General features: G+C 65.7%; 29 protein-coding genes. 12 read left to right on the top strand and 17 right to left on the bottom strand.

Translation table 11 applies throughout. The annotated features are described in order from the left end of the window. Window positions 1-13: 13 nt before the first annotated feature. Window positions 14-982: a LysR family transcriptional regulator gene (locus ACSQ89_RS35285; protein WP_436295542.1), complete on the top strand. Its 969-nt coding sequence runs from the start codon at window positions 14-16 to the stop codon at window positions 980-982. Window positions 983-999: 17 nt separating this feature from the next. Here ACSQ89_RS35285 and ACSQ89_RS35280 read toward each other — a convergent pair whose 3' ends face one another. After that, entirely contained in the window at window positions 1,000-1,911 is a 912-nt protein-coding gene (locus ACSQ89_RS35280; protein WP_093111119.1) for a LysR family transcriptional regulator, read from the bottom strand. Window positions 1,912-2,023: 112 nt separating this feature from the next. Between ACSQ89_RS35280 and ACSQ89_RS35275 the strand changes: the two genes are divergently transcribed. The 6 genes from ACSQ89_RS35275 (at window position 2,024) to ACSQ89_RS35250 (ending at window position 6,224) form a co-directional block, all read left to right on the top strand. After that, window positions 2,024-3,094 (top strand): alkene reductase, encoded by a 1,071-nt coding sequence (locus tag ACSQ89_RS35275; protein WP_436295541.1) that lies wholly within the window; start codon window positions 2,024-2,026, stop codon window positions 3,092-3,094. Between the two features lie 11 nt (window positions 3,095-3,105). After that, entirely contained in the window at window positions 3,106-3,930 is an 825-nt protein-coding gene (locus ACSQ89_RS35270) for a pirin family protein (protein ID WP_436295540.1), read from the top strand. Between the two features lie 53 nt (window positions 3,931-3,983). Further along, complete coding sequence (locus ACSQ89_RS35265; protein WP_436295539.1) at window positions 3,984-4,589, top strand: isochorismatase family protein; 606 nt, start codon at window positions 3,984-3,986, stop codon at window positions 4,587-4,589. 436 nt (window positions 4,590-5,025) lie between these two features. After that, a complete protein-coding gene (locus tag ACSQ89_RS35260) occupies window positions 5,026-5,220 on the top strand; it encodes a hypothetical protein (protein WP_436296931.1) in 195 nt (64 codons plus the stop codon). Further along, window positions 5,213-5,782, top strand: a complete 570-nt coding sequence (locus ACSQ89_RS35255) for a TolC family protein (RefSeq protein WP_436296009.1) — start codon at window positions 5,213-5,215, stop codon at window positions 5,780-5,782. Before ACSQ89_RS35260 ends, ACSQ89_RS35255 begins: the two co-directional genes overlap by 8 nt. Continuing rightward, on the top strand, window positions 5,733-6,224 hold the full coding sequence (locus ACSQ89_RS35250; RefSeq protein ID WP_436296008.1) for a TolC family protein: 492 nt from the start codon (window positions 5,733-5,735) through the stop codon (window positions 6,222-6,224). Before ACSQ89_RS35255 ends, ACSQ89_RS35250 begins: the two co-directional genes overlap by 50 nt. Window positions 6,225-7,274: 1,050 nt before the next feature. Here the strand turns inward: ACSQ89_RS35250 and panD are convergent. The 3 genes from panD to ACSQ89_RS35235 all read right to left on the bottom strand — a co-directional run bounded on the left by panD (window position 7,275) and on the right by ACSQ89_RS35235 (window position 8,529). Then, window positions 7,275-7,676 carry an aspartate 1-decarboxylase gene (gene panD, locus ACSQ89_RS35245; protein ID WP_436296930.1) on the bottom strand — a complete coding sequence of 134 codons (402 nt, stop codon included), beginning with the start codon at window positions 7,674-7,676 and terminating at the stop codon, window positions 7,275-7,277. Window positions 7,677-7,848: 172 nt separating this feature from the next. Further along, entirely contained in the window at window positions 7,849-8,070 is a 222-nt protein-coding gene (locus ACSQ89_RS35240) for a hypothetical protein (RefSeq protein ID WP_436295927.1), read from the bottom strand. A 129-nt stretch (window positions 8,071-8,199) separates the two neighbouring features. Next, the gene (locus tag ACSQ89_RS35235; protein ID WP_436295926.1) at window positions 8,200-8,529 is read right to left on the bottom strand and encodes a hypothetical protein; all 330 of its coding nucleotides are present in this window, start codon (window positions 8,527-8,529) and stop codon (window positions 8,200-8,202) included. 567 nt (window positions 8,530-9,096) lie between these two features. Here ACSQ89_RS35235 and ACSQ89_RS35230 point away from each other — a divergent pair. Beyond that, window positions 9,097-9,366 carry a hypothetical protein gene (locus tag ACSQ89_RS35230; RefSeq protein ID WP_436295925.1) on the top strand — a complete coding sequence of 90 codons (270 nt, stop codon included), beginning with the start codon at window positions 9,097-9,099 and terminating at the stop codon, window positions 9,364-9,366. A 567-nt stretch (window positions 9,367-9,933) separates the two neighbouring features. On the opposite strand, the gene ACSQ89_RS35225 is transcribed toward ACSQ89_RS35230, so the two are convergent. The 7 genes from ACSQ89_RS35225 to ACSQ89_RS35195 all read right to left on the bottom strand — a co-directional run bounded on the left by ACSQ89_RS35225 (window position 9,934) and on the right by ACSQ89_RS35195 (window position 16,205). After that, a complete protein-coding gene (locus ACSQ89_RS35225; RefSeq protein ID WP_436295924.1) occupies window positions 9,934-11,031 on the bottom strand; it encodes an ABC transporter substrate-binding protein in 1,098 nt (365 codons plus the stop codon). 84 nt (window positions 11,032-11,115) lie between these two features. Beyond that, a complete protein-coding gene (locus ACSQ89_RS35220; protein WP_436295923.1) occupies window positions 11,116-12,003 on the bottom strand; it encodes an ABC transporter permease in 888 nt (295 codons plus the stop codon). 13 nt (window positions 12,004-12,016) lie between these two features. After that, window positions 12,017-12,835: an ABC transporter ATP-binding protein gene (locus ACSQ89_RS35215; RefSeq protein WP_436295922.1), complete on the bottom strand. Its 819-nt coding sequence runs from the start codon at window positions 12,833-12,835 to the stop codon at window positions 12,017-12,019. Next, a complete protein-coding gene (locus tag ACSQ89_RS35210) occupies window positions 12,832-13,623 on the bottom strand; it encodes an alpha/beta fold hydrolase (protein ID WP_436295921.1) in 792 nt (263 codons plus the stop codon). Before ACSQ89_RS35210 ends, ACSQ89_RS35215 begins: the two co-directional genes overlap by 4 nt. Beyond that, window positions 13,620-14,027, bottom strand: a complete 408-nt coding sequence (locus ACSQ89_RS35205) for a VOC family protein (RefSeq protein ID WP_436295920.1) — start codon at window positions 14,025-14,027, stop codon at window positions 13,620-13,622. The genes ACSQ89_RS35210 and ACSQ89_RS35205 overlap by 4 nt, the downstream gene beginning before the upstream one ends. Before the next feature lie 4 nt (window positions 14,028-14,031). After that, a complete protein-coding gene (locus tag ACSQ89_RS35200; protein ID WP_436295919.1) occupies window positions 14,032-15,633 on the bottom strand; it encodes an FAD-dependent monooxygenase in 1,602 nt (533 codons plus the stop codon). A 2-nt stretch (window positions 15,634-15,635) separates the two neighbouring features. After that, window positions 15,636-16,205, bottom strand: coding sequence for a GAF domain-containing protein (locus ACSQ89_RS35195; protein WP_436295918.1), 570 nt, complete (start codon window positions 16,203-16,205; stop codon window positions 15,636-15,638). Between the two features lie 74 nt (window positions 16,206-16,279). Between ACSQ89_RS35195 and ACSQ89_RS35190 the strand changes: the two genes are divergently transcribed. Then, the gene (locus tag ACSQ89_RS35190) at window positions 16,280-17,251 is read left to right on the top strand and encodes a LysR family transcriptional regulator (RefSeq protein WP_436295917.1); all 972 of its coding nucleotides are present in this window, start codon (window positions 16,280-16,282) and stop codon (window positions 17,249-17,251) included. A gap of 236 nt (window positions 17,252-17,487) precedes the next feature. Here ACSQ89_RS35190 and ACSQ89_RS35185 read toward each other — a convergent pair whose 3' ends face one another. After that, a complete protein-coding gene (locus ACSQ89_RS35185) occupies window positions 17,488-17,739 on the bottom strand; it encodes a LysR substrate-binding domain-containing protein (RefSeq protein WP_436295916.1) in 252 nt (83 codons plus the stop codon). A gap of 19 nt (window positions 17,740-17,758) precedes the next feature. After that, entirely contained in the window at window positions 17,759-18,121 is a 363-nt protein-coding gene (locus tag ACSQ89_RS35180; protein ID WP_436295915.1) for a LysR substrate-binding domain-containing protein, read from the bottom strand. A 104-nt stretch (window positions 18,122-18,225) separates the two neighbouring features. Here ACSQ89_RS35180 and ACSQ89_RS35175 point away from each other — a divergent pair, with 104 nt between their 5' ends. Together ACSQ89_RS35175 and ACSQ89_RS35170 are read left to right on the top strand one after the other, a co-directional pair. After that, complete coding sequence (locus ACSQ89_RS35175; protein WP_436295914.1) at window positions 18,226-18,501, top strand: type II toxin-antitoxin system Phd/YefM family antitoxin; 276 nt, start codon at window positions 18,226-18,228, stop codon at window positions 18,499-18,501. Further along, window positions 18,501-18,854 (top strand): type II toxin-antitoxin system RelE/ParE family toxin, encoded by a 354-nt coding sequence (locus tag ACSQ89_RS35170; RefSeq protein ID WP_436295913.1) that lies wholly within the window; start codon window positions 18,501-18,503, stop codon window positions 18,852-18,854. Before ACSQ89_RS35175 ends, ACSQ89_RS35170 begins: the two co-directional genes overlap by 1 nt. Before the next feature lie 308 nt (window positions 18,855-19,162). On the opposite strand, the gene ACSQ89_RS35165 is transcribed toward ACSQ89_RS35170, so the two are convergent. The 3 genes from ACSQ89_RS35165 to ACSQ89_RS35155 form a co-directional block, all read right to left on the bottom strand. Next, complete coding sequence (locus ACSQ89_RS35165; RefSeq protein ID WP_436295928.1) at window positions 19,163-19,390, bottom strand: UTRA domain-containing protein; 228 nt, start codon at window positions 19,388-19,390, stop codon at window positions 19,163-19,165. Between the two features lie 11 nt (window positions 19,391-19,401). Then, entirely contained in the window at window positions 19,402-19,632 is a 231-nt protein-coding gene (locus tag ACSQ89_RS35160; RefSeq protein ID WP_436295912.1) for a hypothetical protein, read from the bottom strand. Window positions 19,633-19,841: 209 nt separating this feature from the next. Continuing rightward, window positions 19,842-20,738 (bottom strand): MurR/RpiR family transcriptional regulator, encoded by an 897-nt coding sequence (locus ACSQ89_RS35155; protein ID WP_436295911.1) that lies wholly within the window; start codon window positions 20,736-20,738, stop codon window positions 19,842-19,844. Between the two features lie 119 nt (window positions 20,739-20,857). On the opposite strand from ACSQ89_RS35155, the gene ACSQ89_RS35150 reads away from it, so the two are divergent. After that, window positions 20,858-22,828 (top strand): bifunctional 5-dehydro-2-deoxygluconokinase/5-dehydro-2-deoxyphosphogluconate aldolase, encoded by a 1,971-nt coding sequence (locus ACSQ89_RS35150; RefSeq protein ID WP_436296929.1) that lies wholly within the window; start codon window positions 20,858-20,860, stop codon window positions 22,826-22,828. Window positions 22,829-22,839: 11 nt separating this feature from the next. Here the strand turns inward: ACSQ89_RS35150 and ACSQ89_RS35145 are convergent, their stop codons facing one another. Continuing rightward, entirely contained in the window at window positions 22,840-24,069 is a 1,230-nt protein-coding gene (locus ACSQ89_RS35145; RefSeq protein ID WP_436296012.1) for an IS110 family transposase, read from the bottom strand. Between the last annotated feature and the right edge of the window lie 394 nt (window positions 24,070-24,463).

Genomic DNA, 24,463 nt, shown 5'->3' with positions numbered 1-24,463 from the left:
TAGAATTCGTGATATGTCATCGACACATATCAAGGCAGGCCACCCCTCCCGTCTCCTGTCGCGGCAGGTCGATCTCAACCTGCTCGAACTCTTCGAGACGGTCTATCGCACGCGAAACCTGACCGCGGCCGGGTCACAGCTCGGCCTGAGCCAGCCGGCGGTCAGCCGGGGTCTTGGGCGGCTTCGGGAGATGTATGGGGATGCGTTGTTCGTCCGGCAACAGCGCGGCGTCGTGCCGACGCCCTTTGCCGACTCGCTGGTGTCTCCCGTGAGCTCGGCGCTCGAGATCCTCCGCTCCACCGTCCACCGGCCTACCTTCAGTCAAGCCGAGGAGGCACGCACGTTCAGGGTCTCCATGAGCGACATCGGCGAGCGACTGTTTCTTCCACGCCTGATGCGGCACCTGGCCGAGGTGGCCCCGCAGGTCATCATCGAGGTCGTTTCGCCGAGCCAGGGCGAGCTGTTCGACGGGTTGGGGTCGGGCCAGGTCGATCTTGCGGTGGGCTATCTCGGCGACCTGGGCAAGCAGATGCACCAGCGCCGCCTGTTTCGCGAACGGTTCGTGTACGTGGCCCGCAAGGATCACCCCGGCGTCAGGGGCAAGCTGCGCCGCGACCAGCTACGGGAACTGGCGCATGTGGTGGCGGGCCCCGAAGGAATGCAGCACGCCGCCGCCGTGGAGAAGGTGCTGTCAGGGAGCCGCGTCAAGGCAAGGGTGGCACTGAGAGTCCACAGCTTCCTGTGCGTGGGGCCCATCGTCGCGAGCACCGACATGATTGGCGTGGTGCCCAGCAACCTGGGGGCGGTGGTCGCTCCCCATATGCAGCTGCAGCTCGTGGAGCCGCCGGTACAGTTCCCGGCTTTCGATGTCTCGATGACGTGGCATCAAAGATTCCATCGCGACCCCGGCAGCGAGTGGCTGCGCAGCGTGTTCATCACCCTGTTCGACTCCCTGAGGGTGCCGTTCGAGACCGAGGCGTAGGCGGCGACGACCCGCGACTATTGGCTCTTCTTCTGCTTGGATTCGGTCGGGCGAGCTTGCTGCCCCAAACGCTCCTGAAAAAACTCAATAAAGCGCTGCGTCTTCGCCGGCAGCAAGCGAGTTTCGGTCAGGGCATAGACCGGTATCGATTTACCCTCCCAGTCAGGCAGTATCCGGCGCAGCCGACCAGTTGCCAGGTCCTCGGCGGCGATCTCCTGAGGCAGCAATATCACGCCCAGATCCAGCGTCGCCAAGCGCCGGAACATGCCGACGCTGTTGACATGAAACCGCCCCCCGACTTCGACCTCGACGGTTTCTGCTTCACGATGCAGTGTCCACTTGCCTGCCTTGGGAAAGCCCAGGCACTCGTGCTGCGCCAGGTCGGCGGGCTGCGTTGGCTCGCCCGAGAGTTCGAGGTAGCGCGGCGAGGCATAGGCCTGCACCGGCAGGCGCGCAAGCAGACGGGCGATCAGGTTCGAGTTCGCTGATTCGCCCATGCGGATGGCCACATCGAAGGGTTCGGTGACCAGGTCCACTCGCCGGGGGGTGAGGTCGAAATCGAAGGTGATGCCAGGGTAGCGGCGAGCAAACTCCGCGATCAGCGGCGCCATGTAGATCGTGGCGAAGTCCACCGGCAGCGACGCGCGCAACAGGCCGCTCGGCTGCGCCAGCATCTCGCCGAGCTGCTCGTGTGCGATCCGCGCCTCGTCGACGATGCGCCGGCAGCGCTCGTAGTAGAGCTGCCCGGCCTCGGTCAGCTCGACCTTGCGTGTCGTGCGATGCAAAAGACGCAGGCCAATGGCCTTCTCCAAGGCGCTGATTCGCCGGGACAGGGTCGAGTTCGGCACCCCCGTTGCATCGGCCGCACGACGAAAGCTCAGCGTGTGGGCGACCTCGACAAACAAGGCCATGTCGTTCAGCAGTTCCATCCAGATTGCGCCATTGTTGGATCAATGTTTGCCAGTCTACCGTCTTTATCTCTTCAGTAGATTAATTGAAGATTCGTCCATCGCGTCCCACACACCCCAGAAGGAATTCACCATGAGCCAACTGCTCACCCCCGTTCGCATCGGCCGCTACATTGCGCCGAACCGTCTCGTTATGGCGCCAATGACCCGATCGCGCGCCGATGGCGATGGCGTTCCCAGTGACTTGACGGTCACGTACTACGCGCAGCGCGCCAGCGCCGGTCTCATCGTCACCGAAGGCGTGTTCCCGTCGGCCATGGGCAAGGGCTATGTGCACACACCCGGAATCGAAACCGAGGCCCAAGTCGCCGCCTGGAAGAAGGTGACCGAGGCCGTGCACGCCCGCGGAGGCCGCATCTTCATGCAGCTGATGCATTGCGGTCGGGTCTCCCATCCGTCGTTGCTCGATGGCGAAACGCCCGTGGCACCCTCGGCCATCAAGCCCGAGGGCCAGGCGTGGACCCCTGCCGGCCAGGTCGACTTCGTCACGCCCCGCGAGCTCAGCCTGACCGAGATAGCCGGCGTCATTGACGACTACGCCCAAGCCACCCGCCGTGCCATCGCCGCGGGCTTCGACGGTGTGGAACTGCATGCGGCCTCCGGGTACTTGCCAGAACAGTTCCTCTCATCGGGCAGCAACCAGCGTCAAGACCTGTACGGCGGTTCGGTCGAGGGTCGCGCCCGCTTCGTGCTCGACGCGCTGGATGCGATGGCTGCAGAGGCTGGTGCCGACCGCGTCGGCATCAAGATTTCGCCGGAGATGAACTACAACAGCATCACGGATGCTGCGCCCCAGGAGACCTACGCCTATCTGATCGACCAATTGCGTGGCTGGGGCCTGGCTTATCTGCATGTCGCTCTATTCGGTGCGAAGTTCGACTACCACGCTCTGCTTCGTCCGCGCTTTGAAGGCGCCTACCTGATCGGTGGTGGTCTCACCCAGGACAGCGCCGAGAGTGTGCTGTCCGAGGGCAAGGCCGACGCGACCGTGTTCGGAAGCGCTTTCCTCGCGAACCCCGACCTGCCGGAGCGCTTTCATCAGGGCGCCGCTCTCAACGCGCCCGACCGCAACACCTTCTTCGCGCCGCCTACCGCCAAGGGATACATCGACTATCCGGCGTTGGCCATGGCCGAAGTCGCTTGAGGCAGGCTGTCATGACCACGACCGCCCGCATGCATCGCGCCAACCGGGGAAGCCATTTCCGGGCCTATGGCCTGCATGGCTCCAATCCGGCGCAATTCGATCCCTTCATGGGCATCGACCATGCCTGGATGAGTGCGCCCACGTTCCCGCCGCACCCGCACGCCGGGTTCTCCGCGGTGACCTATCTGTTCCTCGACTCTGAGACTGGCATTGCCAATCGCGACTCGCAAGGGAACAGGACGCTGATCCAGCCGGGCGGCCTGCATTGGACTGCGGCCGGGCGCGGTGTGGTTCACGAAGAGAACCCAGCGGTGTTTGGAAGTACCGTGCACTTGCTGCAGATCTTCGTCAATCTCCCCCGGGAACGGCAGGACGCGGCGCCGTTTGCGCTGAGCCTGGCGCCGCAGGACGTTCCGGTGGTCCAGCGCCCCGGCGCACGGGTCCGCGTTCCCTTGGGCAACTTTGGCGGCGCGCACTCCCCGCTGACGCCTCCGACCGATGTCACCTTGCTGGACATCTCGCTGGAGGCGGGCGCTGAACTGGAGCTGCCATTGGCCGCGGGACAGCGAGCCTTCGCCATGCCGATCTTCGGCAGCGCGGAGCTCAATGGCGAAAGCTTCAGCCTCGACAACCTCGTTGTCCCGATCCTTCCTGTCGTGCGCGAAGCGATGACGCACAAGCTCGTCGCCAAGCCTGGCGGGGCCAAGGTCGCCGTGTTCATCGGCGAACCGTTGCACCAACCCGTACTTTCGAACGGCCCTATGGCCTTTGCGAGCCAGAAGAGTCTGACCGCGGCAACCGCCGCTTACCACCGCGGCGACTTGGGACAGCTGTAACAGGCCGCCACACCCCGGGGCATGTGCCCCATTTACTTCCCAGGAGATCCATCATGAAGGTTGAACGATTCACTGCCGACAACGCCGCCGTGCTGCTGATCGACCATCAGGTCGGCACCATGCAACTGATCAAGAACATCGACCGCGAACTTGCAGCCAAGCAGTCGATTGCGCTGGCCAAGATGGCGAAGATCCTCGGCATGCCGGTCGTGATCACGTCCAGTCAGGAAGATCACGCCCAAGGCCCGATTCTCCCGAAGATCGCCGAGATCCTTCCCGAAGCGCACGCGGCACGGGTCAAGCGCCCCGGCGTGGTCAACGCCTGGGCCTATCCCGAGTTCCGCGACGCGGTGCTCGCCACGAAGCGCAAGAACCTGATCATGGCGGGCGTGACCACCGATGTTTGCCTGATCTTCCCGTCCATTGACGCTGCGCTCGAAGGCTTTGCCGTGCAGGCGGTGATGGATGCGTCGGGATCGCCCAGCGATCTTTCCGAAGAGTTTTCCCGCCAACGTATGCACGATGCGGGCGTCGTGCTCACCGCCACCAATACGCTCATGGCAGAGATCGCACAGGACTGGTCCACGCCCGCCGGGCAACAGCTGATCGGCTTGTTGTTCAGCGATGTGTTCCCGGCCCTGGGTGCCGGCATCGCTTGAACCACGCCTGAAGGCAGCTGCATCGTGCAGGTGCTGCGGGCCTTCGCCTGCGGCCAGCCGATACGGCTTCCTGGTGCGTGCGAGAGGCGCCCCCGGTTTTGCATCGTCAGCAGACCTTCGTGAGCCAGTGCAAACCAGCACGGCGGTCTTCACATTCCGGTGAACCACTGAAGCCGCCGTTCATGTGCTGGCGAGACGGCTGCGCGGCAACGAGAGGTCCAAGCGGCCTCTCTCTTGTTACTCGAACAGACACGAATGGTATTCATGAGAACAGCAACATCGTCGCCCAAGCGCGACATGCACCGCCCATCGCATGGTCTGCACCTGGCGGTGCTTGCCCTGGTCGGCGCCTTGGTGCTGGCCGGATGTTCATTCCGGAATATCAAAACCGTCGTCCGCCCTTGGCGATCCCGCAGGCCTGGCGGCGAAGGACGGGTTGGGCGGCATCGTGGTCTCCGACGCCCGCTGGCCACAGGAAAAGTGGTGGAAACCATTCGGTGATGACCAGTTGAACCTACTGGTTGAAGAAGCTCTGGCCGATAGCCCAGGTCTGCGCGGTGCCGCTGCACGTGTTCACCAGGCTGAAGCGCTGCAAGGTCTGGCCCAGGCACAACTGATGCCCCATGTTTGACGCCAATCTGAGCAGTACGCGCCAGAGGTTCAGTGAAAACGGCACCACGCCGCAGCCGGTCGCCGGCACGTGGCAGACGGTCAACCAGGGCACGCTCAACGTTGGCTATGAGCTGGACTTTTGGGGCAAGAACCGATCTGCCGTCGAAGCGGCATTGGGTCGTCTGAAGGCAATGGAAGTCGATCGCTACGCGACTCAGCTCATGCTGTCCTCGGCCATCGTTCAAGCCTACATCGAGCTGGAGCAAGGCTACGAACAGCTTGCGATTGAACAAAAGATGCTCAAGCAACAGGAGGAGATTCTCTCACTCACGCACCGGCGCTTCGAGGCCGAGCTGGACTCCAAGATCGACATCAAGCAGGCACAGGCATCCATTCCCGCCACTCGCGCCAGGATCGCCGCATTGGGCGAATCCATGGAACTGAGCCGGAACAAGCTTGCGGCATTGCTCGGCAAAGGGCCGGACCGAGGACGCGTGATCGGCCAAACCCCAGCTCAAGCGCCCCGACACAGTGACCATTCCCAGTGTCCTGCCAGCAGAGCTTCTAGGCCGCCGCCCTGACGTCGTCGCCCAGCGCTGGCGCGTGGAGGCAGCAAGCCACGAGATCGAAGGTGCAAAAGCGCGCTTCTATCCGAACGTCAACCTGTCTGCCTTCGTGGGCCTCCAAAGTCTCGGATTCGATGTGTTCACGGAGGGCGGCAGCCGCATCCTGGGTGTGGGACCAGCCATCAGTCTGCCCATCTTTGAAGGTGGACGACTGCGCGCCAACCTTGCTTCGCAGAACGCCGCCTACGACATCGCGGTGGAAGACTACAACCAAACATTGGTCAATGCCCTGCGCGACATCTCCGATCAACTTTCCTCGATTCGCTGGTTGCGCGAACGAATCGATCAGCAGCAAGACGCTGTCCAGACTTCGAACGAAGCCGCGGAGTTGGTCAACAAGCGCTACGCTGGGACTTTTCATGAACGCCGTCGGATGCGGTGGGGTTGGGGTCCCTGACATTTCAGCCAGATGGGATCGGTAGGCCAGACCGGATGCAACCATCAGCGAGGGGTTAGCGGCAGGGGGGCGAGCAACTTCGTGTCCGCCGGCGTCGGGAAGCTGTCGTGAACGGCTTCGAGCCGGCGGCCCTCGCGGGCGTGCGCATCCTGGACCTGTCGCGCATCCTGGCTGGGCCTGTCAAGGGTGTTGTAGAACGGAATAGTCCGACCTTGAGTCTCCCGGTCGGTGTGAAGTTCTCCTCGGGAAGTAGCACCTCGAGGCGGGCGCCCCGGTTCAACATCGGCAGAATTGAGCCATGACCGAGCCTGGTGTCCTCAGTGATGACGCGCTGATTGAGCGAGCACGCCGACTACGGCTACTTGCCCTCCGAGGGGATCGCTACGCTCATGGGCCCGCGCACGAGTTCGAAGTGGAGGTGCGACGGCGCATGCGTGAAACCTCGTCGCAGATGCCGCTTGAGCGCAAGCTCGAAAGGCGGCCGTTCTGGAAGTTCTGGTAGCTGCGACTCCGAACTTGCGGACCGTCTGGAGCGCGACCTTTGGCGCATTCCCATTCGCTTGAATGCAGCCGAGACTTCGGCTGCACTTGACCCCAAAGAACGTACATGACCCCAACCCATCCCTCCCCAACCAAGATGGCGCTACCCAGACTTCGTTTCCGCAGGGAGGGTGAGCGGCGGCCATTTCGACGTGGCGACCTGGCCATGGGCCGAAACGCGCCCCACGAATGCGCGATCGTCGTGTTGTGTGCCGGGGAGTCCGACGCACTGGATGGAAAGCTCCCTGTGAGGACGATTCGTGGGGGCGACATGGATCTGGCACCTGGTGATCTGGTCCTCCTTGCGGGAGTCGACACGCAGGAGTTCGGGCCGGGGCTCCATGATCTGCTGAGGTTCATCGACACCGCCGCTGCCGGCTCCTGAGCCTTATTGGCGAGCGGTATCCAGCCGCAACGCGGTATTCGAAGCCTTGCCCTCTAGCCCACACAGCTCGTGCAGGGGGATGGCGTCGCGGAAGCGGGAGCGGCCGGACGCCGCGGAATCCGCGCTCAGGCCGCGAACGCTTCGCCGTCGGCGGCCTGCACCGGGATGTGGGCGCGCTCTTCCTTGATGAAATTGGCTTCGTCCACGAACACCAGCTTGGGCCGGTGGCCACGCACCTGCTCCTCGGGCACCAGGCCGAAGGCGGCGATGATGACCAGGTCGCCCAGCGAGGCGCGGCGCGCGGCCGAGCCGTTGAGCGAGATGATGCCGCTGCCGCGCTGGCCGCGGATCGCGTAAGTCACGAAGCGCTCGCCGTTGTTGATGTTCCAGACATGGATCTGCTCGTTCTCCGCCAGGTTGGCCGCCTCCAGCAGGTCTTCGTCGATGGCGCAGGAGCCCTCGTAGTGAAGCTCGCAATCGGTGACGGTGGCGCGGTGGATCTTGGACTTGAGCAGGGTACGGAACATGGTGGGAGATCTTTCTCTGCGAAAAGGATGGGGTTGAACTGGCGTCACGCGGCGGGCGGCACCAGGATGGTCGGCGCTGCGTCCAGGTAAGCCGAACACGAGCGAGGCGGTGAGCAGCGCATCGCTCTTCTCCTATATTTACGTGCGTCTTTTTGTAAGACGATGGCTGATGTCACTGTCCCCAGTTCGTAACTGGGCGTTCCCCCTCTTCATCATCTTCTGCACCGAGGAGCATCGTGTCGCACAAGACATTGCGCGTGTTGTACGAGATCAGGCTGTGCTGGTCCGACAAGGTATCTCCTGATGAAACGTGACCACTTAGATGCCGCAGATGCCGCACAACAGAGACAAGCTCGATCACGCCGCGCCAACGGGAAACATGTTCTTTGGGCATGAGACGCACTGGGTCGAGAAGCGCCCGGCATGAAGCGGACATGACCGTGCCCGTCGGCGAGAAGGGCAACGAGGCCGAAAGCCGCGTGGGCTGGGTGCTTGAGGCGTCGACCTCGTCCTGTCGATGGGGCTAGGCTTTGATGAGCTCGAGGCCCTGCCGATAACGGAAACGAGCGAGGAGGAGGGCGGTTGAGCCCCAGATCAGCGCCGTGTTCGCAGTCAGGCCCAAGGAAACGATCACTGCGGCGCGATCCGCGAATCCTTGCCCGAAATCAAGGAGAAGAAGAGCCAGGGACCACGGGAGCGCACACAAGATCGCTACGAACAGCATGACGCCATGTTCGGCTGGCCTCTGCGTCGCGGCCACCAGAGCGGCCACCAGGACGACCGCCAGCGCAGTGACTGTGCCCGGCAACCACCAGGCGTGGCGATACCAGAGGGGCAAGCGAGGACTGTTCATGAGCAGAAATTGTGGGATCTGCGCAGCAGAACGCGCTGCGCAATTTCGCACATTGCAGCTCAAAGCTCTTATGTGTGGCACGCCGCCCACACTCAGCGGCGCATTGGGCTATCGGGACTGAGGAACGGCGCGGAGGACCTCGACCGGCCCGATGCCCGAATACACCGTCTCTCCAGTTTTCAGAGCGCTGACGGTCCAGCGTTCCCCGGGCGTGATCTCGTACTCGCCAGGCTCAAGCGGGAGTTCACGTTCCTCATGCGCCCCCGGGCCGAGCCAGGACGGCATGCGAAGCAGAGACGGCGAGCGGGCGAATAGATCTTGAGAGTCGGTCATGCGTCGATCCTAACGGTGCAGAAGAGCGCCGCCGGCGACGATCTGCGGCTGCCCGGGATGAACACATCGACGCGGCTTCAACCCTTGGCGGGACGACCGCACCTGAATGCCACGAAGCCAAGGGGCTGCCGTTGGGGCTGAACCCGCTACCCCTGTTGACGGCGTTGTAGGTCAAAGGGCTTAATCTGACCATTCGCGGCCGGTCGGCGGCGTTCGCAATCCCCGGGAGTTGCTGTGGACGCCGATGGTGAGTTCGAAGTGAAGCGCTTCGATCACGAGGGATGGTCCGTCCGAGTTTATTTGACCAAGCTTGGGGCGGACGGCTTCGTCGCTGGCCATGCGGACCTGTACCAAGGCCAAACCCATCAGTGCCGCATCGCCTTGGCGGGCCAGCAGCACGACCAGGCCGCAGCAATCGTCGTGCTTGAGGAAGAAGGGAGGGCGTTCATTGGGGAGTGGATGGCCGGGATCGTGCGGGGTGACGCTGGAGCCGCGGAACCGTAGGCCGAATCAGCGTTGGTTTCGCTGAATGGGTGGTGGATCTTCTCCGCATGAATTGCGACGGCGAAGGGATGTCACGCCAATATTGGGTATTGAGGGTTTGCCCGTGTGATGAGCCATCCTACGTTGGAGTCTGGCCGCGCGCTATTCCCATCTGGATAGTGGTCCGCTCAAACTGGCTTGCCTGAGGAAGCTCGTGCTCGTTGGAAAGGTGGTCTTGATCCTTCTGTCCGGACCGGTCGTGGCGATGGCGGCCATCCTGGTAGGGCAGCTATATGCCCTGATCGCTCTTCTTGCTCTTCCGTTTCTCTTGGCGTTCGAAGTCATTGACAGGAAGATCAGGGATGCCCATCTGGCTGGTCGCGAGCTCGACATGCTGCAGAGAATCTACCCAGACGTTGCAGCCACCGCCGCGTCGACCGCGTTGCCACCCTTCCACAGCATCCGCAGCCCGCCTGCGCGGCGAGCGGGTGCGAGGTCGAGACAACATTGCGCGCGAAGACGGGCAGGCGCGTGCTGGGGTAGGGATTGTGGAAGTCGAAGTGCATGACGCAGCGGCGTGGTGTCGGCCTACGACTTGAAGGCCTTCGCCATCTCCACCACCGCCTGTTTGTCGAACGCATTGATCTCGTCGATCAGTTCGTTGGTGAACAAGCGGTTGGGATCGCCCAGTTCCTCGGCCAGCTTGGGGTTCTTGCTGCTCTCGGCGGCCATCTCGATATTGGCCTTCCACTCGGCCAGCGACGACGCGCCGATGCGCTGGTCCGGGTCGTCCGGGCGACGCATCCAGCTGTTCTTGCGGTCCTTCAAAATGAACGCCAGCTCCTTGCGCGCCTCTTCCTCGCTGCGGCCCTTGGGGCGGCTCTCGGGGTACACGGCCCAATGCAGGTCGATGCCGGCGTCGAGGTTATGGTGCGCAAAGACCGTGGACTTGGCGATGCCGCGGAACAGCGCCACCAGCCCCTTGCGCTCCTCCTTTAGCAGCTTGCGCGGCACGCAGATCCAGCCGGAGCCCACCTGGGCGAATTTCGGCGTGATCGGCACATAGCGCAGCTTGGTGCCCACCAGCTCGATGCGCGCTGCCGCGGTGTCGAAGCTCACCATCGCATCGACGCGATCGTTGTCGATCGCCGCGCCGGCGGGCGCGCCGTCGCCGATGGCGATGTATTCGCACTTGTCGTCCTTCAGCCCCAGCTCGGCGAGCATGGTCTTGGTGACGACGATCCCGCTGTCGCCCTGGCTGCGCACGCCGATACGCTTGCCCGCCAGGTCAGCCGCCGACTTGATCGGGCTGCCCGGCTTCACCACGATCACGTTGGCATTGCGCGGCAACCATTTGTACACGCTCACCAGGTCCAACGAAGAGTCCTTCGCCATCGCCGGCAGGAGGATCCCGGGCACCGCAGGCCCGAAATCCACGTGGCCGGCGCGCAGGCTTTGCAGCGCCTGCGTCATGCTCGACATGTTGACGTACTCCACGTCCACGCCGCTGGGCTTGTAGAAGTTCAGCTTCGGGTGCTGGCCCGAGGTCACGAAGCACTGCTGCGGGTCGTTGACCGCCGCGGTGTTCGCCACCTTCATCACGCGCAGCTTCTGCGCCAGGGCCGGCAGCCCGCCGGCGAGTCCGAGGGCACCCAGGCCCAGCCCGAAATCACGTCGCGTCAACATGGTCCACTCCTTGCCGGCACTGCGCCGGCCGCGTTGGAAGAAAGCAGTCGTGCGGCTGGAAGCGCCCGCCGCACAAGGGCGGATTCAGACGTTCACGGTGCGTTGCGAGGTGTCGGCGGGCATCCAGTGCAGCACGCGCCGCTGCACGCGGCGCAGCAGTCCGGTCAGCAGGATGCCGATCACAGAGAGCACGACGCACACCGCGAAGCTGCCGCCGGTGTCGGCCTGCGCCTCCATCTGCAGGATCAGCACGCCCAGGCCTGCCTGGGCGCCGACGAACTCCCCCACCACGGCGCCCACCACGCTGAAAGCGGCGGCCATGTTCAAGCCGGCGAAGATGTAGGGCAGGGCGCTCGGGAACTTGGCCTTGCGAAAGATTTGCCAGCGCGTGGCGGACAACGAGCGCAGCAGGTCGATGCGGTCCGGGTCCACCGCCTTGAAGCCCGCGATGCTGGTCACCAGCACGGGGAAGAAGGTGAGCAGGCAGATGATCATCACCTTGGAGCTGATCCCGAAGCCGAGCCAGACCACGATGATCGGGGCCACCGCCACCTTGGGCACGCTCTGCAGCGCGGCCACATAGGGTTCCAGCAGCGCCTCCAGCTTCGGCATCTGCGAGACCAGGATGCCGATCGCCAGGCCGACGCCGCCGCCGATGAAGAAGCCCAGCAGGATCTCGGAGAGGGTGACGCCGCCGTGGTACCAGAAGCCGTCCTTCGCCATCGGCCCGGTGGCGAGGCCGCGCCAGAGCGCGGCCGCGATGTCGCTGACCGGCGGGACCAGGTGCCTGGGCACCTTGAACAGCCGCACGGCCGCTTCCCACGAACCGAGCAGCGTGATCAGCAGCAGGATGGATTGCACGCGGGTGGACGCCAGCGGGTTGGCGCGGCGGTGGCGCTGCGCCTTCATCGGTCTGGCGTTGGTGTCGTCGGGCTGCGCGGCGGAACTGGAGGTCAACATGGCGGTCGTCATGGCAAGCACCTTTTCAGTCGAACGAAGCGGCATGCGAGAAGCGCTCGCGGATCGAAGCGGCCGCGCACGCGAACGCCGGGTGCGACATCGCTTCCATCGTTCGCGGCCGCGGCAGGTCGATGGGCAGCACGCGCTCCAGCGTGCCCGGGCGAGGCGACATCACGAACACCTTGTCGCCGAGGAACACGGCCTCGGGGATGGAGTGCGTGATCAGCACCACCGTCTTGCCGCTTTCCATCCAAATGCGTTGCAGCTCGAGGTTCATGCGCTCGCGCGTCATCGCGTCCAAGGCGCCGAACGGCTCGTCCATCAACAGGATCTTGGGGTCGTGCAGCAGCGCCCGCGCGATCGAGGCGCGCTGCTGCATGCCGCCGCTCAACTGGCGCGGCAGCTTGTGCTCGAAGCCTTCGAGGCGGACCATGTGCAGCAGCTGCATGGCGCGCTCGCGCGCCTGCTTCCTGTCCAGCCCGAGCACTTCGGCCGGAAGCATCACGTTCTCGAGCACGCTTCGCCAGGGCAGCAGGATGGAGCTCTGGAACACGACGCCCACGTCACGCCGGGTGCCATGGATCGGCTGGCCGTCGAGCGCCACGCGGCCGACTTCGTAGTCGAGCAGCCCTGCCAGGATGCGCAGCAGCGTGCTCTTGCCGCAGCCGCTGGGGCCGACGATGGTGACGAAGCTGCCCTGCTGGATGCTGCAGTCGATCTGCTGGAGCGCGAGCACGCCGTCAGCGCCGCCGCCGAAGGTCTTGGACAGCCCTTCGATGCGGATGTAGTCGGCTCTTGCTCCCGCGGATTTCGCGGGCGCAGCCTGTGGGAAGGTCGTGTTCATGCTTTGACTCCTGCAGGATTCAGGAAGCGAACGATGTGGTGGGCGAGAACTTCCGGCGCCTGCATCGCCGCCACATGCCCGATGGCCGGCAGCAGCACGGCATCGGCCCCGCGGATGCGCCCCGCCATCGCCAGCGTCACCGTCGGCGGCACCACGCGGTCCAGCTCTCCGGCCAGCACCAGCGTCGGCGCCACGATGTCCGCCACCCCGTTTTCCAGCGTCGTCGCCGCGGTCGCGGCCCGCCGTGCCGACCGCGCCGATTCCGGCCGTGCATTCGCGAACACGTGCCGCAGGTCCGAGCGCTGGCGCAGGAAGTCTTCAGGAAAGAACCACGTCGCCAGCTCCTGTGCCGTCCCAGGCAGGCCGTGCCGCAACTCGGCCAGGCGGCGCGCGTCCGGGCACAGCTCCTCGTACGGCCGCGGCAGTGGCCAGGTGCTGGCCAGCACGAGTCGATCGATCGACCGCGGATACAGCAGCGCCAAGGCCTGCGCCACCCTTCCGCCGAACGACGACCCGAACACATGCGTTCGCTTGAGCCCCTGCGCCCTGATGAACTGGTGCGCGTCGTTCGCCAGGTCCGTCAGCGTCGCCGCGCGCTCGGGTCCCTGCGTGTCGCCGCAGTCTCGCTGGTCGTACGAGATCACGGTGAAGTGCTTCGTCAGGTGCGGCACCAGCGCGGCGAACATCTGGCGCGAAGCCTCCGCGCCGTGCATCAGCACCAGTGCCGGGCCCTGGCCCTCGCGATCGAAGGCGACGCGCAGCTCGCCGGCTTGCACGAAGTCCGTCATGCCGCACCTCCCTCTTCCTGGTCCATCCAGAACGTCATCTCGATCTTCAGCCCGCGCGGGTCGTGGAGGAACAGCTGGTGGATGGCCCACCCGGGAATCGGCGCCTCGGTGAACGGCACACCCAGCGCACCGAGGTGTTCGCGCGTCTCCTTCAGCCCGCGCGATCGGAACGAAATGTGGTCCACGTGGCCGGTGACCGGCTGCATCGGCGCGTCCGGCTTCGAGAGATGCGCATACAGGTGCACGATCGGCTGACCCTCCGCATAGAGCCATGCACCGGGCGCGGGGATCTCCGGCCGCGCCCCGAGCTGCAGACGCATCACGCGCGTGTAGAAATCGACCAGCGGCGGCAACTCGTCCGGGGTACAGCGGATCGTGTAGTGGTGAAGAGCGGTGACAGGCATGGCATCAATCCAGCAGCCTGGCGAGAACGGCGGAGAGCTCGGCGGCCGGATCCGACGGCGTCCATGGCATGCGGAATGCCACGTGCCCGTCCGGCCGCACGAGCACCGCGCCGCGCAGGCCGAGCAGCAGTCCGTCCTTCTCGTGAGAGTCCTCCAGCTGATGTGCCTGCAACACGCGCCCGTTCTTGCCCGAAACGGCATGCGCCGCCTCCATCCATCCATCGGCCTTCGGCCCCGCGACCAGCACGAACTCCCGGTCGAACCAGTCGAGCGTGGTGTGGCGCCGTGCCAGGTCCAGCCACAGGTGCGGAAAGCGCACGCCCGGTCGGTCGCCGGGCTCGTACCAGCGTGCCCGCATCACGTGCCTGCCCGTGCCGTCGGAGATGACCGCCCCGTCCTCGTAGCAGAAGCCAAGCGATTGCCCGATGCTGTGGATGTGGTTGTCGCTGTCGCGGATCCAGAAGTCGATACGGTCCGGGTTGCCGGAACGCAGCGCCTCGTCGCACTGGCTGAAGCGCGTCGCGTTGTGCAGGCTGAAGTCGGCGTTCGACTCGGCGACGGGGCGGCGTTCGCGCTCGTAGCTGTCCAGCAGCCGCGCGCCGGCGCGCCCCGTGAGCACGAAGGCCAGCTTCCACGCGAGGTTGTGCGCGTCCTGGATGCCGGAGTTCATGCCGTAGCCGCCGTTCGGCGGGAAGCGATGAGCCGAGTCGCCCACCAGCAGGACGCGGCCCTTGCGGAAGCTCGTGGCCACCTGGCGGCTCATGCGCCACACAGAGCGGTTGATCACCTTCACGTCCAGGTTGGGGGCACCTGCGACGGTGCGGGCGAGCCGCACCACTTCGTCGTCGGTGCGCTCGCCGATGCGCTCGTCCACCTCGCGCCCGACCGGCAGGAGGCTCAGCCACCGGTCCTTTCCGTTGGTGTTGAGCACGGTCGTGATTGGGTATGGCGAGTCCTTCGCGTACACGCGCCAGCCGGCGCAGGTGGCGGCGTCGCGAACGTGCGAGAGATCGGCCTGCCAGAACTCGTTGGCCATCACGGCCAGCGTGGCCGGCCCGCGCATCTCGATGTCGGCCTGCCTGCGCACCGAACTCGCGGCCCCGTCCGCGGCGATCAGGTACTGGGCCTGCCAGGTAGTGGTCTCACCCGTGTCGAGTTTGCGGCCGGTCACCGCGATGCCGCTGGCGCCTTCGTCGTAGTGCAGGAACTCGTGGCCGAACAGGAAGCGGCCGACCTCGCTCTTGCGCGCGTGGTCCAGCAGTTCCATCTCCACCGTGTCCTGCGACTGGATGATCTTCCAGCACGGCGAGTGGCCCACGTTCGGCTCGGGGTTGGTACGGCCCCATTCGTGGCCGGTCATGGATTCGCAGAAGGCGAAGAAGTCGGCGCCGTCCGGCAGCGCATGGCGCTTCATCAGGCCGTCGATGCCCCACTGGCGGAAGATCTCCATCGTGCGCGTGTAGGTACCGCGCGCCTTGGGATGGTCCGTTGTTGTCGGGCTGCGTTCGAGGAGCACGAAATCGATGCGGAAGCGCTGCAGCAGGATCGCCATCGACAGGCCCACCGGGCCGCCGCCGACGATCACGACAGGGACTTTGCTTTGCATGGTCAAGCCTCCATGGGAGCGGTGAGGGACACGCCATTGAAGCGGTACGCCAGGCCGGGCGCGGTCGGCACCCAGCGCGCCGCGGCCAGGGCCAGCAGGCGGATACCCAGGACTTCCTGCGGCAGCCACTGGGAGCGGGTGCCGAAGACGTTGAACGTGGCGTAGCAGAGGTTGCCCTGGAGCAGCGGCACGTTGATCACGCTTTGCAGGCCATGGGGGCGCATCTGCTCGAAGTCGTCGAAATGGCGTGCCAGCGCCTCCTCGCCCTCGCCGACGAACACGCGGCCCTGCAGGAAGAGGCACTCGGTCCACGGCGTGAGCGTCTTGCGCTTGGCGCCGTTCACCGGGTAGCGCTGCGCTTCGGACGAATAGAAGCGGCGCAGCCGGATCTCGTCAACCGGGTCGCGCGCGGTCGTCACGTTCTGCTGGATGCTGAACACGCTGTCGCCGGCAATCAGGCGTCGGCAAAGGTCCACCTGGCGCAGGGCGGCCTCGGCACTGCGCGCCTCGGCGAGCACGTCCAGGAGGTTGGCCGTGAGGGCCGTGAGCGTCGATGCGGTGGCTGCGGGCATGGAGAAAGTCTAGGCGCCCAAATTCACCAAAGTGCATTAAATTCTGATCACCCGATAACCCTGGAGTTATGGCCTTGCTGACCGCCCGCGACCCTGCCGCCGACTTGCAGCACGCGCTGCTCTCGCGCCTGAAGCTGCGGCAGCTTTCGCTGCTGCAGGCCATCAACCGCCATCGCACGCTCGGCCGCGTGGCCGCCGAGATGCGACTGAGCCAGCCGGCGATCACCAAGGCGCTGCGCGAGGTGGAAGACATTTTCGGCAGCAGGCTCTTCGAACGCACCAGCCGGGGTCTGCTGCCCACGCCGTCCGGAGAGGCCGTGCTGCATTACGCGCAGCGCTGGCTCGCGGAACTGGAGGCCACCACGCGCGTGCTCACGTCACTGGAGGCCGGCCGCAGCGGCCGCCTGCGTCTGGGCCTGACGCAGCAGGTGCCGCAACAGCTGCTGTCCGCCGCGCTCACCCATTTACTGGATCGCACCCCACGCATGGCGGTGATGACGCGCGAGGGCACGACGGACGAACTCGTCGCCGGCCTCGTCGCGCGCGAGCTCGACTGCGCGATCGGCCGCTCGTACGACGGGGATGCGACGGGATTGGTGCAGGAGGCGATCTACCAGCAGGAGCCCTGCCTGGTGGTGGCCGCGAAGAGCGTCAAGCGGCTGTCGCGCGGGCCGTTCGACTGGGCGCGGTTGGCGCAACTCGACTGGATCCTGCCGCCGCCGAACACGCCCATGCGCAGAACCTACAACGCGATCTTCGTGGGCGCCGGCGTGCAGCCTCCGGTGCCGATGCTGGAGACGACGTCGATCCGCAGCATGGAGATGGTGCTGAGGACGGAGCCGAACGCGATCGCCATCCTGGCCCGGGACGTCGTGGCCGAGATGGAGCGCGCTGGACACTTGGCGGCGCTGCCCTATCGGTTGAGCTGGAACTTGCCGCCGGTGAGCTTCTTCACGCTGAAGGAGCTGGAGGGGCATCCGGTGGTGCAGTCGTTGAGGGGCGTTGTGGGGGAGACTGCGCGGGAGATGCAGCGCAGCGCGGGATGAGGGGCGTCTCGCGAAGGTGCTGAGAGCCCGGGGACCAGTGACCTGTGTGCAGAGCCGCACGTCGCTGCGCCGTCTCCGACGGCCACGTCGCCGAGCGTGTGCGCTGCGTCGCCGCAGACGAAGACGCCCGGGAACCCGGGTCTCTGACAACGCGTTTCTGCGGATGAACGGGCGCCGAGCGGCTCGGGGAGGTCTCCGACAAACGCTGTTGCAGGCGTTGAAGCAACCGAGCGGGTTTACTGCGGCAGGCCGCCGGCCGAACCCGTCGACTGTTCGAGGAAATCGAGCATCGCGCGCATCGCGGCGCTATTGTGGCGGGGCTGCGAATAGGCCGCGTAGACCCAGTGGTCGCTGCGCATGTGCTCGTGCAGCACCGGAACCAGCGCGCCGCGCTCCAGATGCGACTGCGCCAGCGGCTCCGGCACGTAGGTCACGCCAGCACCGCGCAGCGCCAGCTCGATCAGCGCGATCGGATCGTTGGCTTCCATGCGGCTGTGCACCGCCACCTCATACTGCCGACCCGTGGTCTCGAAGGGGCAGGTGCGTGGTGGGCATGGCCGCGAAGCTCAGCACCTCGTACCGGCTCAGGTCTTTCGGCGTCTGCGGAATGCCGCGCTTGGCCCAGTAGGCGGGCGAGGCGCAGACCACCATGTCGAACTGCGCCAGCCGCCGAGCGATGAGGTTCATGTCATCGATGCGTCCGCCGGTCAGGTGGAGATCGATACCTTCCGCGATCTGATCGACGGTATTGTTGGTGATGACGTATACGTCGGGGTAGCGCTTGATGAATTCGGCGATCACGTTCGATAGCCATCCCGCGATCAGGCCATGCGGCCTGATGCCCAACGTGAAGTGCTTGTGGCCCGCCATCTCTGATCCTCGGTCCCAGGGCGGCAGCGGCGAGGTCGATCCGTGCACCTTTCCTTGAGTCCATATAAAGACTATATTTGGTCCTATCCGATCAAGGTAAGGACATGCGGTACTCATCTCAAGTGAAACCAATAAGCTACCTCAAGGCCAACGCTGCCGAGGTTTTGACACATCTCGCCGAGCAACGTGAGCCGCTGGTCATCACCCAGAATGGTGAAGCCAAGGCTGTCCTGCTGGACGTGGCCTCGTTTGAGGAGACCCAAGAGACGCTAGCGTTGCTGAAAGTCCTCGCCTTGGGCAATCAGGAAGTGGCGGCCGGCAAGCTGAAGCCTGTGGTTGATGTCGTTGCCCGTCTACGTGCTAAGCGAGCCCCCGACTGATGGCAGGTGCGCCGTCGAAGCTCGAAGTCCTGCTCACCAAGGGCGCCGAGCAGGACTTGGAATCGATATACGACTACATCGCAGAGTTCGATTGCGTTGCCAACGCGAACTACGTGTTGGACCAGTTGATGAAGGTTGTGGAGAGCTTGTCGCGATTGCCACAACGTGGCAGCTATCCTAAGGAACTGATCGCGCTGGGCATCAAAGAGTACCGCCAAGCCTCTTTCAAGCCCTACCGCGTGATCTACCGCGTGATCTACCGCGTCACCGGCGGTCAGGTCGTCATCTACCTGATCGCAGATGGTCGGAGGGACATGCAGTCGGTGCTTGCGCGCCGGCTGCTCGGTGCGTAGGCCCTCAGCAACTTGCGCCCCTGCTCACCAGTCGGCGCGAAATCATTCACCGGGAGAGAGGCACGAAACGCCCGGCGGGTAGACCTCACGGCGCGAAGTCGACCGGAATCGCGACCGCATCGCGTCGTGATGTCCTCAGATGCGATGGCGTCGTTCATTGATCAGCATCTCCTTGGGCATGAAGCGGTCGGCGCGCTGGCCATTCCGCACGCTCGACGTGTCTCTGACGCAGTGACGGGCTTGCAGTCAGATTGCGGCTATCGGATGCGCCGCGCTTCTGCGAAGGGAGCCTCGCGGCGAACTGGTATCTAACTGTGCTGCCGCTTTAGCCGTGATTTGCTGACCAGCCGATCACCCGGATGCACCGTGATAGTCGCCTCAACCAGATCATTGGCGTGGTCGAGGTAGCGGCGCACGATTTTGAGTGCGGGTGATCCGGCCGGGGCGTGGAGGGGAATCTCGAGTTCCGGAGGCATCGCGATCGCCTGAACGGTCTGCTCCACTTCGGCGATGCGGCGGCCGTAGTGGTTTTCGATCAGGGTGCTGATCAGCGCGCGGCGACTTTTTCAATAGCTTCGGGATGTCGGCGTACGCCCACCCACCCGATCAACTCGTCGATCACGTGGGAGCCGGCGCCGAAGTTGGTGTGGAACGCGATGTCGAGTTGCCGTTTTCGCAGCCTTTCGGTCAGCACGGTTTCAACCTCGATGCTGAGTTCGACGATCAGCTTCGGGTGACGCCGCCTGAGCTGAGTGAGGATCTCGGTGAGTCCCACCATGGCGGCGGATTCGTCCGACCCCAGGCATCGCCGGCTTCCGCCGTGACGCTGCCGGCGCAACGGAAACCGTGAACCCGTGAATGCTCGGGAGCGAGACGCCCAGCAGTATCACGCCCAGGTTTGACCGTCCTTGTTGATCCATTCGAAGTCGGGCGCCGCGGTCGTGATTGGCGAGCGCACGTCGACGCAGATCAACGGCTCGTCGCCAATCAGGTACCTCTGCGCTCGTAGGCCAGTTCCATCCGGTAGGCCAGCCCCAGGAACAGCGACTGCGCCAGGCACAGCGTGCTGGTAAGTGAACGGAAGCCGAAGGTGGCGCCGTCCTGCGCCAGCAACACCGCGCTGGCGCGCCCGGCCAGCGGACTGAGCTGGCTGTCGGTGATGGCCAGCAGCCGCGCGCCGCGCGCCAGCGCCGACTCCACCACGTCCAGCGTCTCCTGCGCGTAGGGGTCGAACGAGATGGCAATCAGCACATCCCCCGGCGTCAGCGCACGCAACTCGCCCTGCTGCATGTGGCCGAGTCCGTGCAGCCAATGCACCGGCTTGGCCGTGTGCTGCAGCGCGTAGGCCAGATAGGCGCCGACCGGAAACGCGCGGCGCGAGGCCGCCAGCCACAGGGCGGGCGCGTCCAGCATCAGTTCCACCGCCGCATCGAAGCGCTCGTCAGGCAGGCTGGCCTGCAGCGCCTGCATGCTCTCGATGCTGCCGCCGATCACTTCATGCGCAATGCGCGCAGCGGTGATCGGGGCGGCACCGGCGCCCACCAGGGAGCGGATACGCTCCTGGTAGTCGCGATGGGGGGCCAGCCGCTGGGCTGCACCGGCGCGGAACAGCGCCTGCATCTCCGAGAAGCCAGAAAAGCCAAAGTGCTTGGCAAAGCGCACCACAGCCGAGGGCTGCACGCCGCACTGGCGGGCCGTTTCCTGCACGCCGTCCAGCGCCAGCCGGTCGCGGCTGGTCTCCACGTAGCGCGCGATCAGCTTGAGCTGGCGGCTCAGGCCTTCGTAGCCGGCACGCACGGCCTGCAGGAAGTCCTCGGCGCTGGCGTGCGCGCCGGCGGCAGTGACCGGCTGCGCCGCAGGCGGAGTAGAAATTCTATTTTTCATAGATATGGAAATTTTTTTCTATTTTCGCTAAGATCGCCAGCATCGGAGAAACGAAACACGCACACCGGCCGCGCGGGGCATTCTGGGCCCGCCGCCGGCCACCACGGAGACAACGCTTCATGCGCAACCTTTCCTTTCCCACGGGCCGCCCGGTCGACATCGCCTGCCTCGGGCGCTTGGCGGTCGACCTTTACGCCGACCAGATCGGCTGCAGCCTGGAGGACGCGACCAGCTTCTCCAAGTACCTCGGCGGCTCCTCGGCCAACATCGCTTTCGGCACCGCGCGCCTGGGCCTCGCCTCGGCCATGGTCTCACGCGTGGGCGACGAGCAGAACGGCCGCTTCCTGCTCGACACGCTGCGGCGCGAGGGCTGCGACGTGAGCCAGGTACAGGTCGACCCGCAGCGCCTGACCGGCATGGTGCTGCTGGGAATCAAGGACCAGGACACCTTCCCGCTGCTGTTCGCGCGCGAGAACTGCGCCGACATGGCGCTGGACGCCGCCGCCATCAATGAGAATTTCATCGCCGGCTGCCGCAGCCTGCTGATCACTGGCACCCACCTGAGCACGCCCACCGTGCTGGCCGCCAGCCGGCGCGCGCTGGAACTGGCCGGCCGGCACGGCGTGGTGCGGGTGCTGGACATCGACTACCGCCCGGTGCTCTGGGGCCTCACGGGCCGGGGCGACGGCGAGACACGCTACGTCGGCAGCCAGGCGGTGAGCCAGCACCTGCAGGCACAGCTCGGCCAGTTCGAACTGATCATCGGCACCGAGGAAGAATGGATGATCGCCGGCGGCGTCGAGGGCGACCTGATGGCCTGCCTGCGCCGCGCCCGCCAATGCACGCAGGCCGCGTTCGTGGTCAAGCGGGGCGCGATGGGCTGCAGCATCGTCGACGGTCCGGTGCCGGCGCGCATCGACGACGCACTCACCGTGCTGGGCGAGCGCATCGAGGTGCTGAACGTGCTGGGCGCGGGCGACGCCTTCGCCTCCGGCCTGATGAGCGGGCTGCTGCGCGGCAAGGACTGGCGCGAGTCCGCCGCCATCGCCAACGCTTGCGGCGCGATCGTCGTTTCGCGCCACGGCTGCGCGCCGGCGATGCCGACGCCGGCCGAACTGGCGCACTGGTTCTCCGGTCACCGCCACCCACGCCCGGACCAGGATCCGCAGTTGGCCCACCTGCACCGCGTGAGCGTCCGGCGCAGGCAATGGCCGGAACTCTACGTGCTGGCCTACGACCACCGCTCGCAATTCGAAGACATGGCGCGCGAGACCGGCGCCGACCCGGCGCGGCTCGCGCGCCTCAAGCACCTGCTGAACGAGGTGGTGGCCGGCATCGAGCACGACGAGCCCGGCTGCCGCGGCCGGCTGGGCGTGCTGGTCGATGGCCGCCCCGGCCTGGGCGAGGCCGCGCTGCATGCCGCCACCGGCCGCGGCTGGTGGCTGGGCCGGCCGATCGAGCAGCCGGGTTCGCGCCCGCTGCGTTTCGACGGCACGCGCTCGCTGGGCTCGCAGCTCAGGCACTGGCCGCGCGAGCAGGTGGTGAAGTGCTTGGTCTTCTATCACCCTGACGATGCCGCCGCGCTGTGCACCGAGCAGGACGAATGGCTGCTGCAGGTGGCCGAGGCCACGCGCGCCAGCGGCCATGAACTGCTGCTGGAAGTGATCCCGCCGCGCGACACGCTGGCGCCCGGCGACACGGGCGAGGCGGTGGTGCACGCGATCCGCCACTTCTACGATCTGGGCATCCGGCCCGAGTGGTGGAAAGTCGGCGCGCTGTCGGCGCGCCAATGGGAGGAGTTGGACGCGCTGGTGCGGGAGCGCGACCCGTACTGCCGCGGCGCCGTGATCCTCGGGCTGTCGCAGCCGCTGGAAGAACTGGTGGCGGGCTTCGCGCAGGCGCGCGTGCCGCTGGTCAAGGGCTTCATGGTCGGCCGCTCGGTGTGGTGCGGCCCCAGCCAGGCCTGGCTGCGCGGCGAGATCGACGACACCGGCTTCAAGGCCTTGGTGGCCGCCAACTTCCTCCGCCTGGTGGACGGCTGGCGCGCCAGCCGCGTCGCCGCGCCGGTGGGCGAGGAGGCACTGCAATGAGACATCCTGGGTCAACCTTCCCCGCTGGAAGCGAGCTTGAGGGCACCGAGGTGACGCTCGGGGTCATAGGGTGTGCGATCGGTCCAGGCGCGCCAGATGATGCGCAGCCAAGCTCGCGCGAGGATGCGAATCGCGTGCGGATGATCACAGCCTCGGGCACGCGCTGCGGCGTAGATGGTGCGGGCCCAGTCGTTGGCGTGACGGGAGTTGTCGGCCAGGCAAGTGATGGCCTGTCGCAGGCGGTGGTTGCAGGCCCATCGGAAGGCCACGCTGCGGGTCTTGCCGGACTGGTAGGTCACGGGCACTGCGCCGGCTTCGGCGGCCAGTTGATCGAGCGTGGGGAAACGCTCGCGCACATCACCCAACTCGGCCAGGATCTGCGCAGCGCAGACACGGCCGGCGCGGGGGAAGGACATGATGATCTGCCCGTCGGGCAGCGACTCGATGAAACGCTCGATACGGCGCGTGAGTTGGGCGATCTGCTCGACCAGAGGCTGCAGCACCGCCACCATCGAGCGCACGAGCTGCCCTGCAGCCTCATTGGTGAGGGGGCCGGCCAGGCCCGTTGCGGCGCCGTTCAGGCGTGCCAGCAACTCGGCTGGACTGCGGCGTCCGCTGTAGTGCTGGCTGCGGCAGAACCGATTCAAGGCGGCCTCGCTGAGCCGGGCGGCCGACACGGCCGAGGGATAGCGCTTGAGGAACGCCAACGCGATGGGCGAAGTGATGTCGCAGAAGATGCAAGCCGCGCCGGGCCAGAAGGCTTCGAGCGTGCTGTGCAGCTGGTTGCCCAGTGCCACGCGGGTGGCCACCAGATCGTCGCGCGAGCGCACCAGCGCACGCAGCGCGCGGATCGAATCGGACTGCGGCGACAACTCCCTCCAGCGGTGTCCGTCGGTGCGCAGCAGGTCGGCCAGCAGGTAAGCATCGGAGGCATCACTCTTGGCGCCGTGGCTACGGTAGCGCGGACGGCTGGCCTTGACTGCGTTGGGATGGATGGGAAAGACGTGATGGCCGGCCTCGACCAGCGCGTCCACGATCAGGCCCGAAGGCCGCTCGATGGCGATGCGCACACGCGCGCCGAAGCGAGCCAGGCGTTGCATCAGTTCGCCAAGGCCAGCCCGGTCGTGGGCGATCTCGAAGCGCTCAAGCGCACCGCCTGTGATGTCGATGACACACACCGCGTGGGTGTGCACGGCCCAGTCCAGGCCGACAAACACGTTGCTGCAAGCATTGGTACTCATGGACAGACTCCAGAAAGTTGCGGTATGACTGCCCGTGTCGGAAGGCGCGGCGGGAAGCTCATAAATTGGCGCTCCAGCTGGGTAGGCCTGGCGCTACATCCTGTGGCCCGTCGTGGCCTTCCGGCACCCTGCGGGCTGCTGGTCTCATTGGGGCCTTTGAAAGGCAAGCGACGCAGGCAGTCACCGCAGGGGCACGGAAGTCGCTCGATACCTTCGATCGTTCTCCTTGGCGGCGTCAATGCCGCACCTGCCCAAGACAGCAGCACCAAACACGGGTTGCCCACCGGGTGCTTCGCAGTTGTGGACAACACGCTTCGTGGCCTGACAAAGGGCCAGCGCGTTGTCCACAACCAAGCCCGGTGGACAACCCTGCGCTGCAGCGCTTCGGGCCGCT

The sequence above is a fragment of the Variovorax sp. LjRoot175 genome, from assembly GCF_964253805.1.
In the GTDB taxonomy this organism is placed as follows: domain Bacteria; phylum Pseudomonadota; class Gammaproteobacteria; order Burkholderiales; family Burkholderiaceae_C; genus Variovorax.
This window is presented reverse-complemented; position numbering and strand designations above follow the sequence as displayed.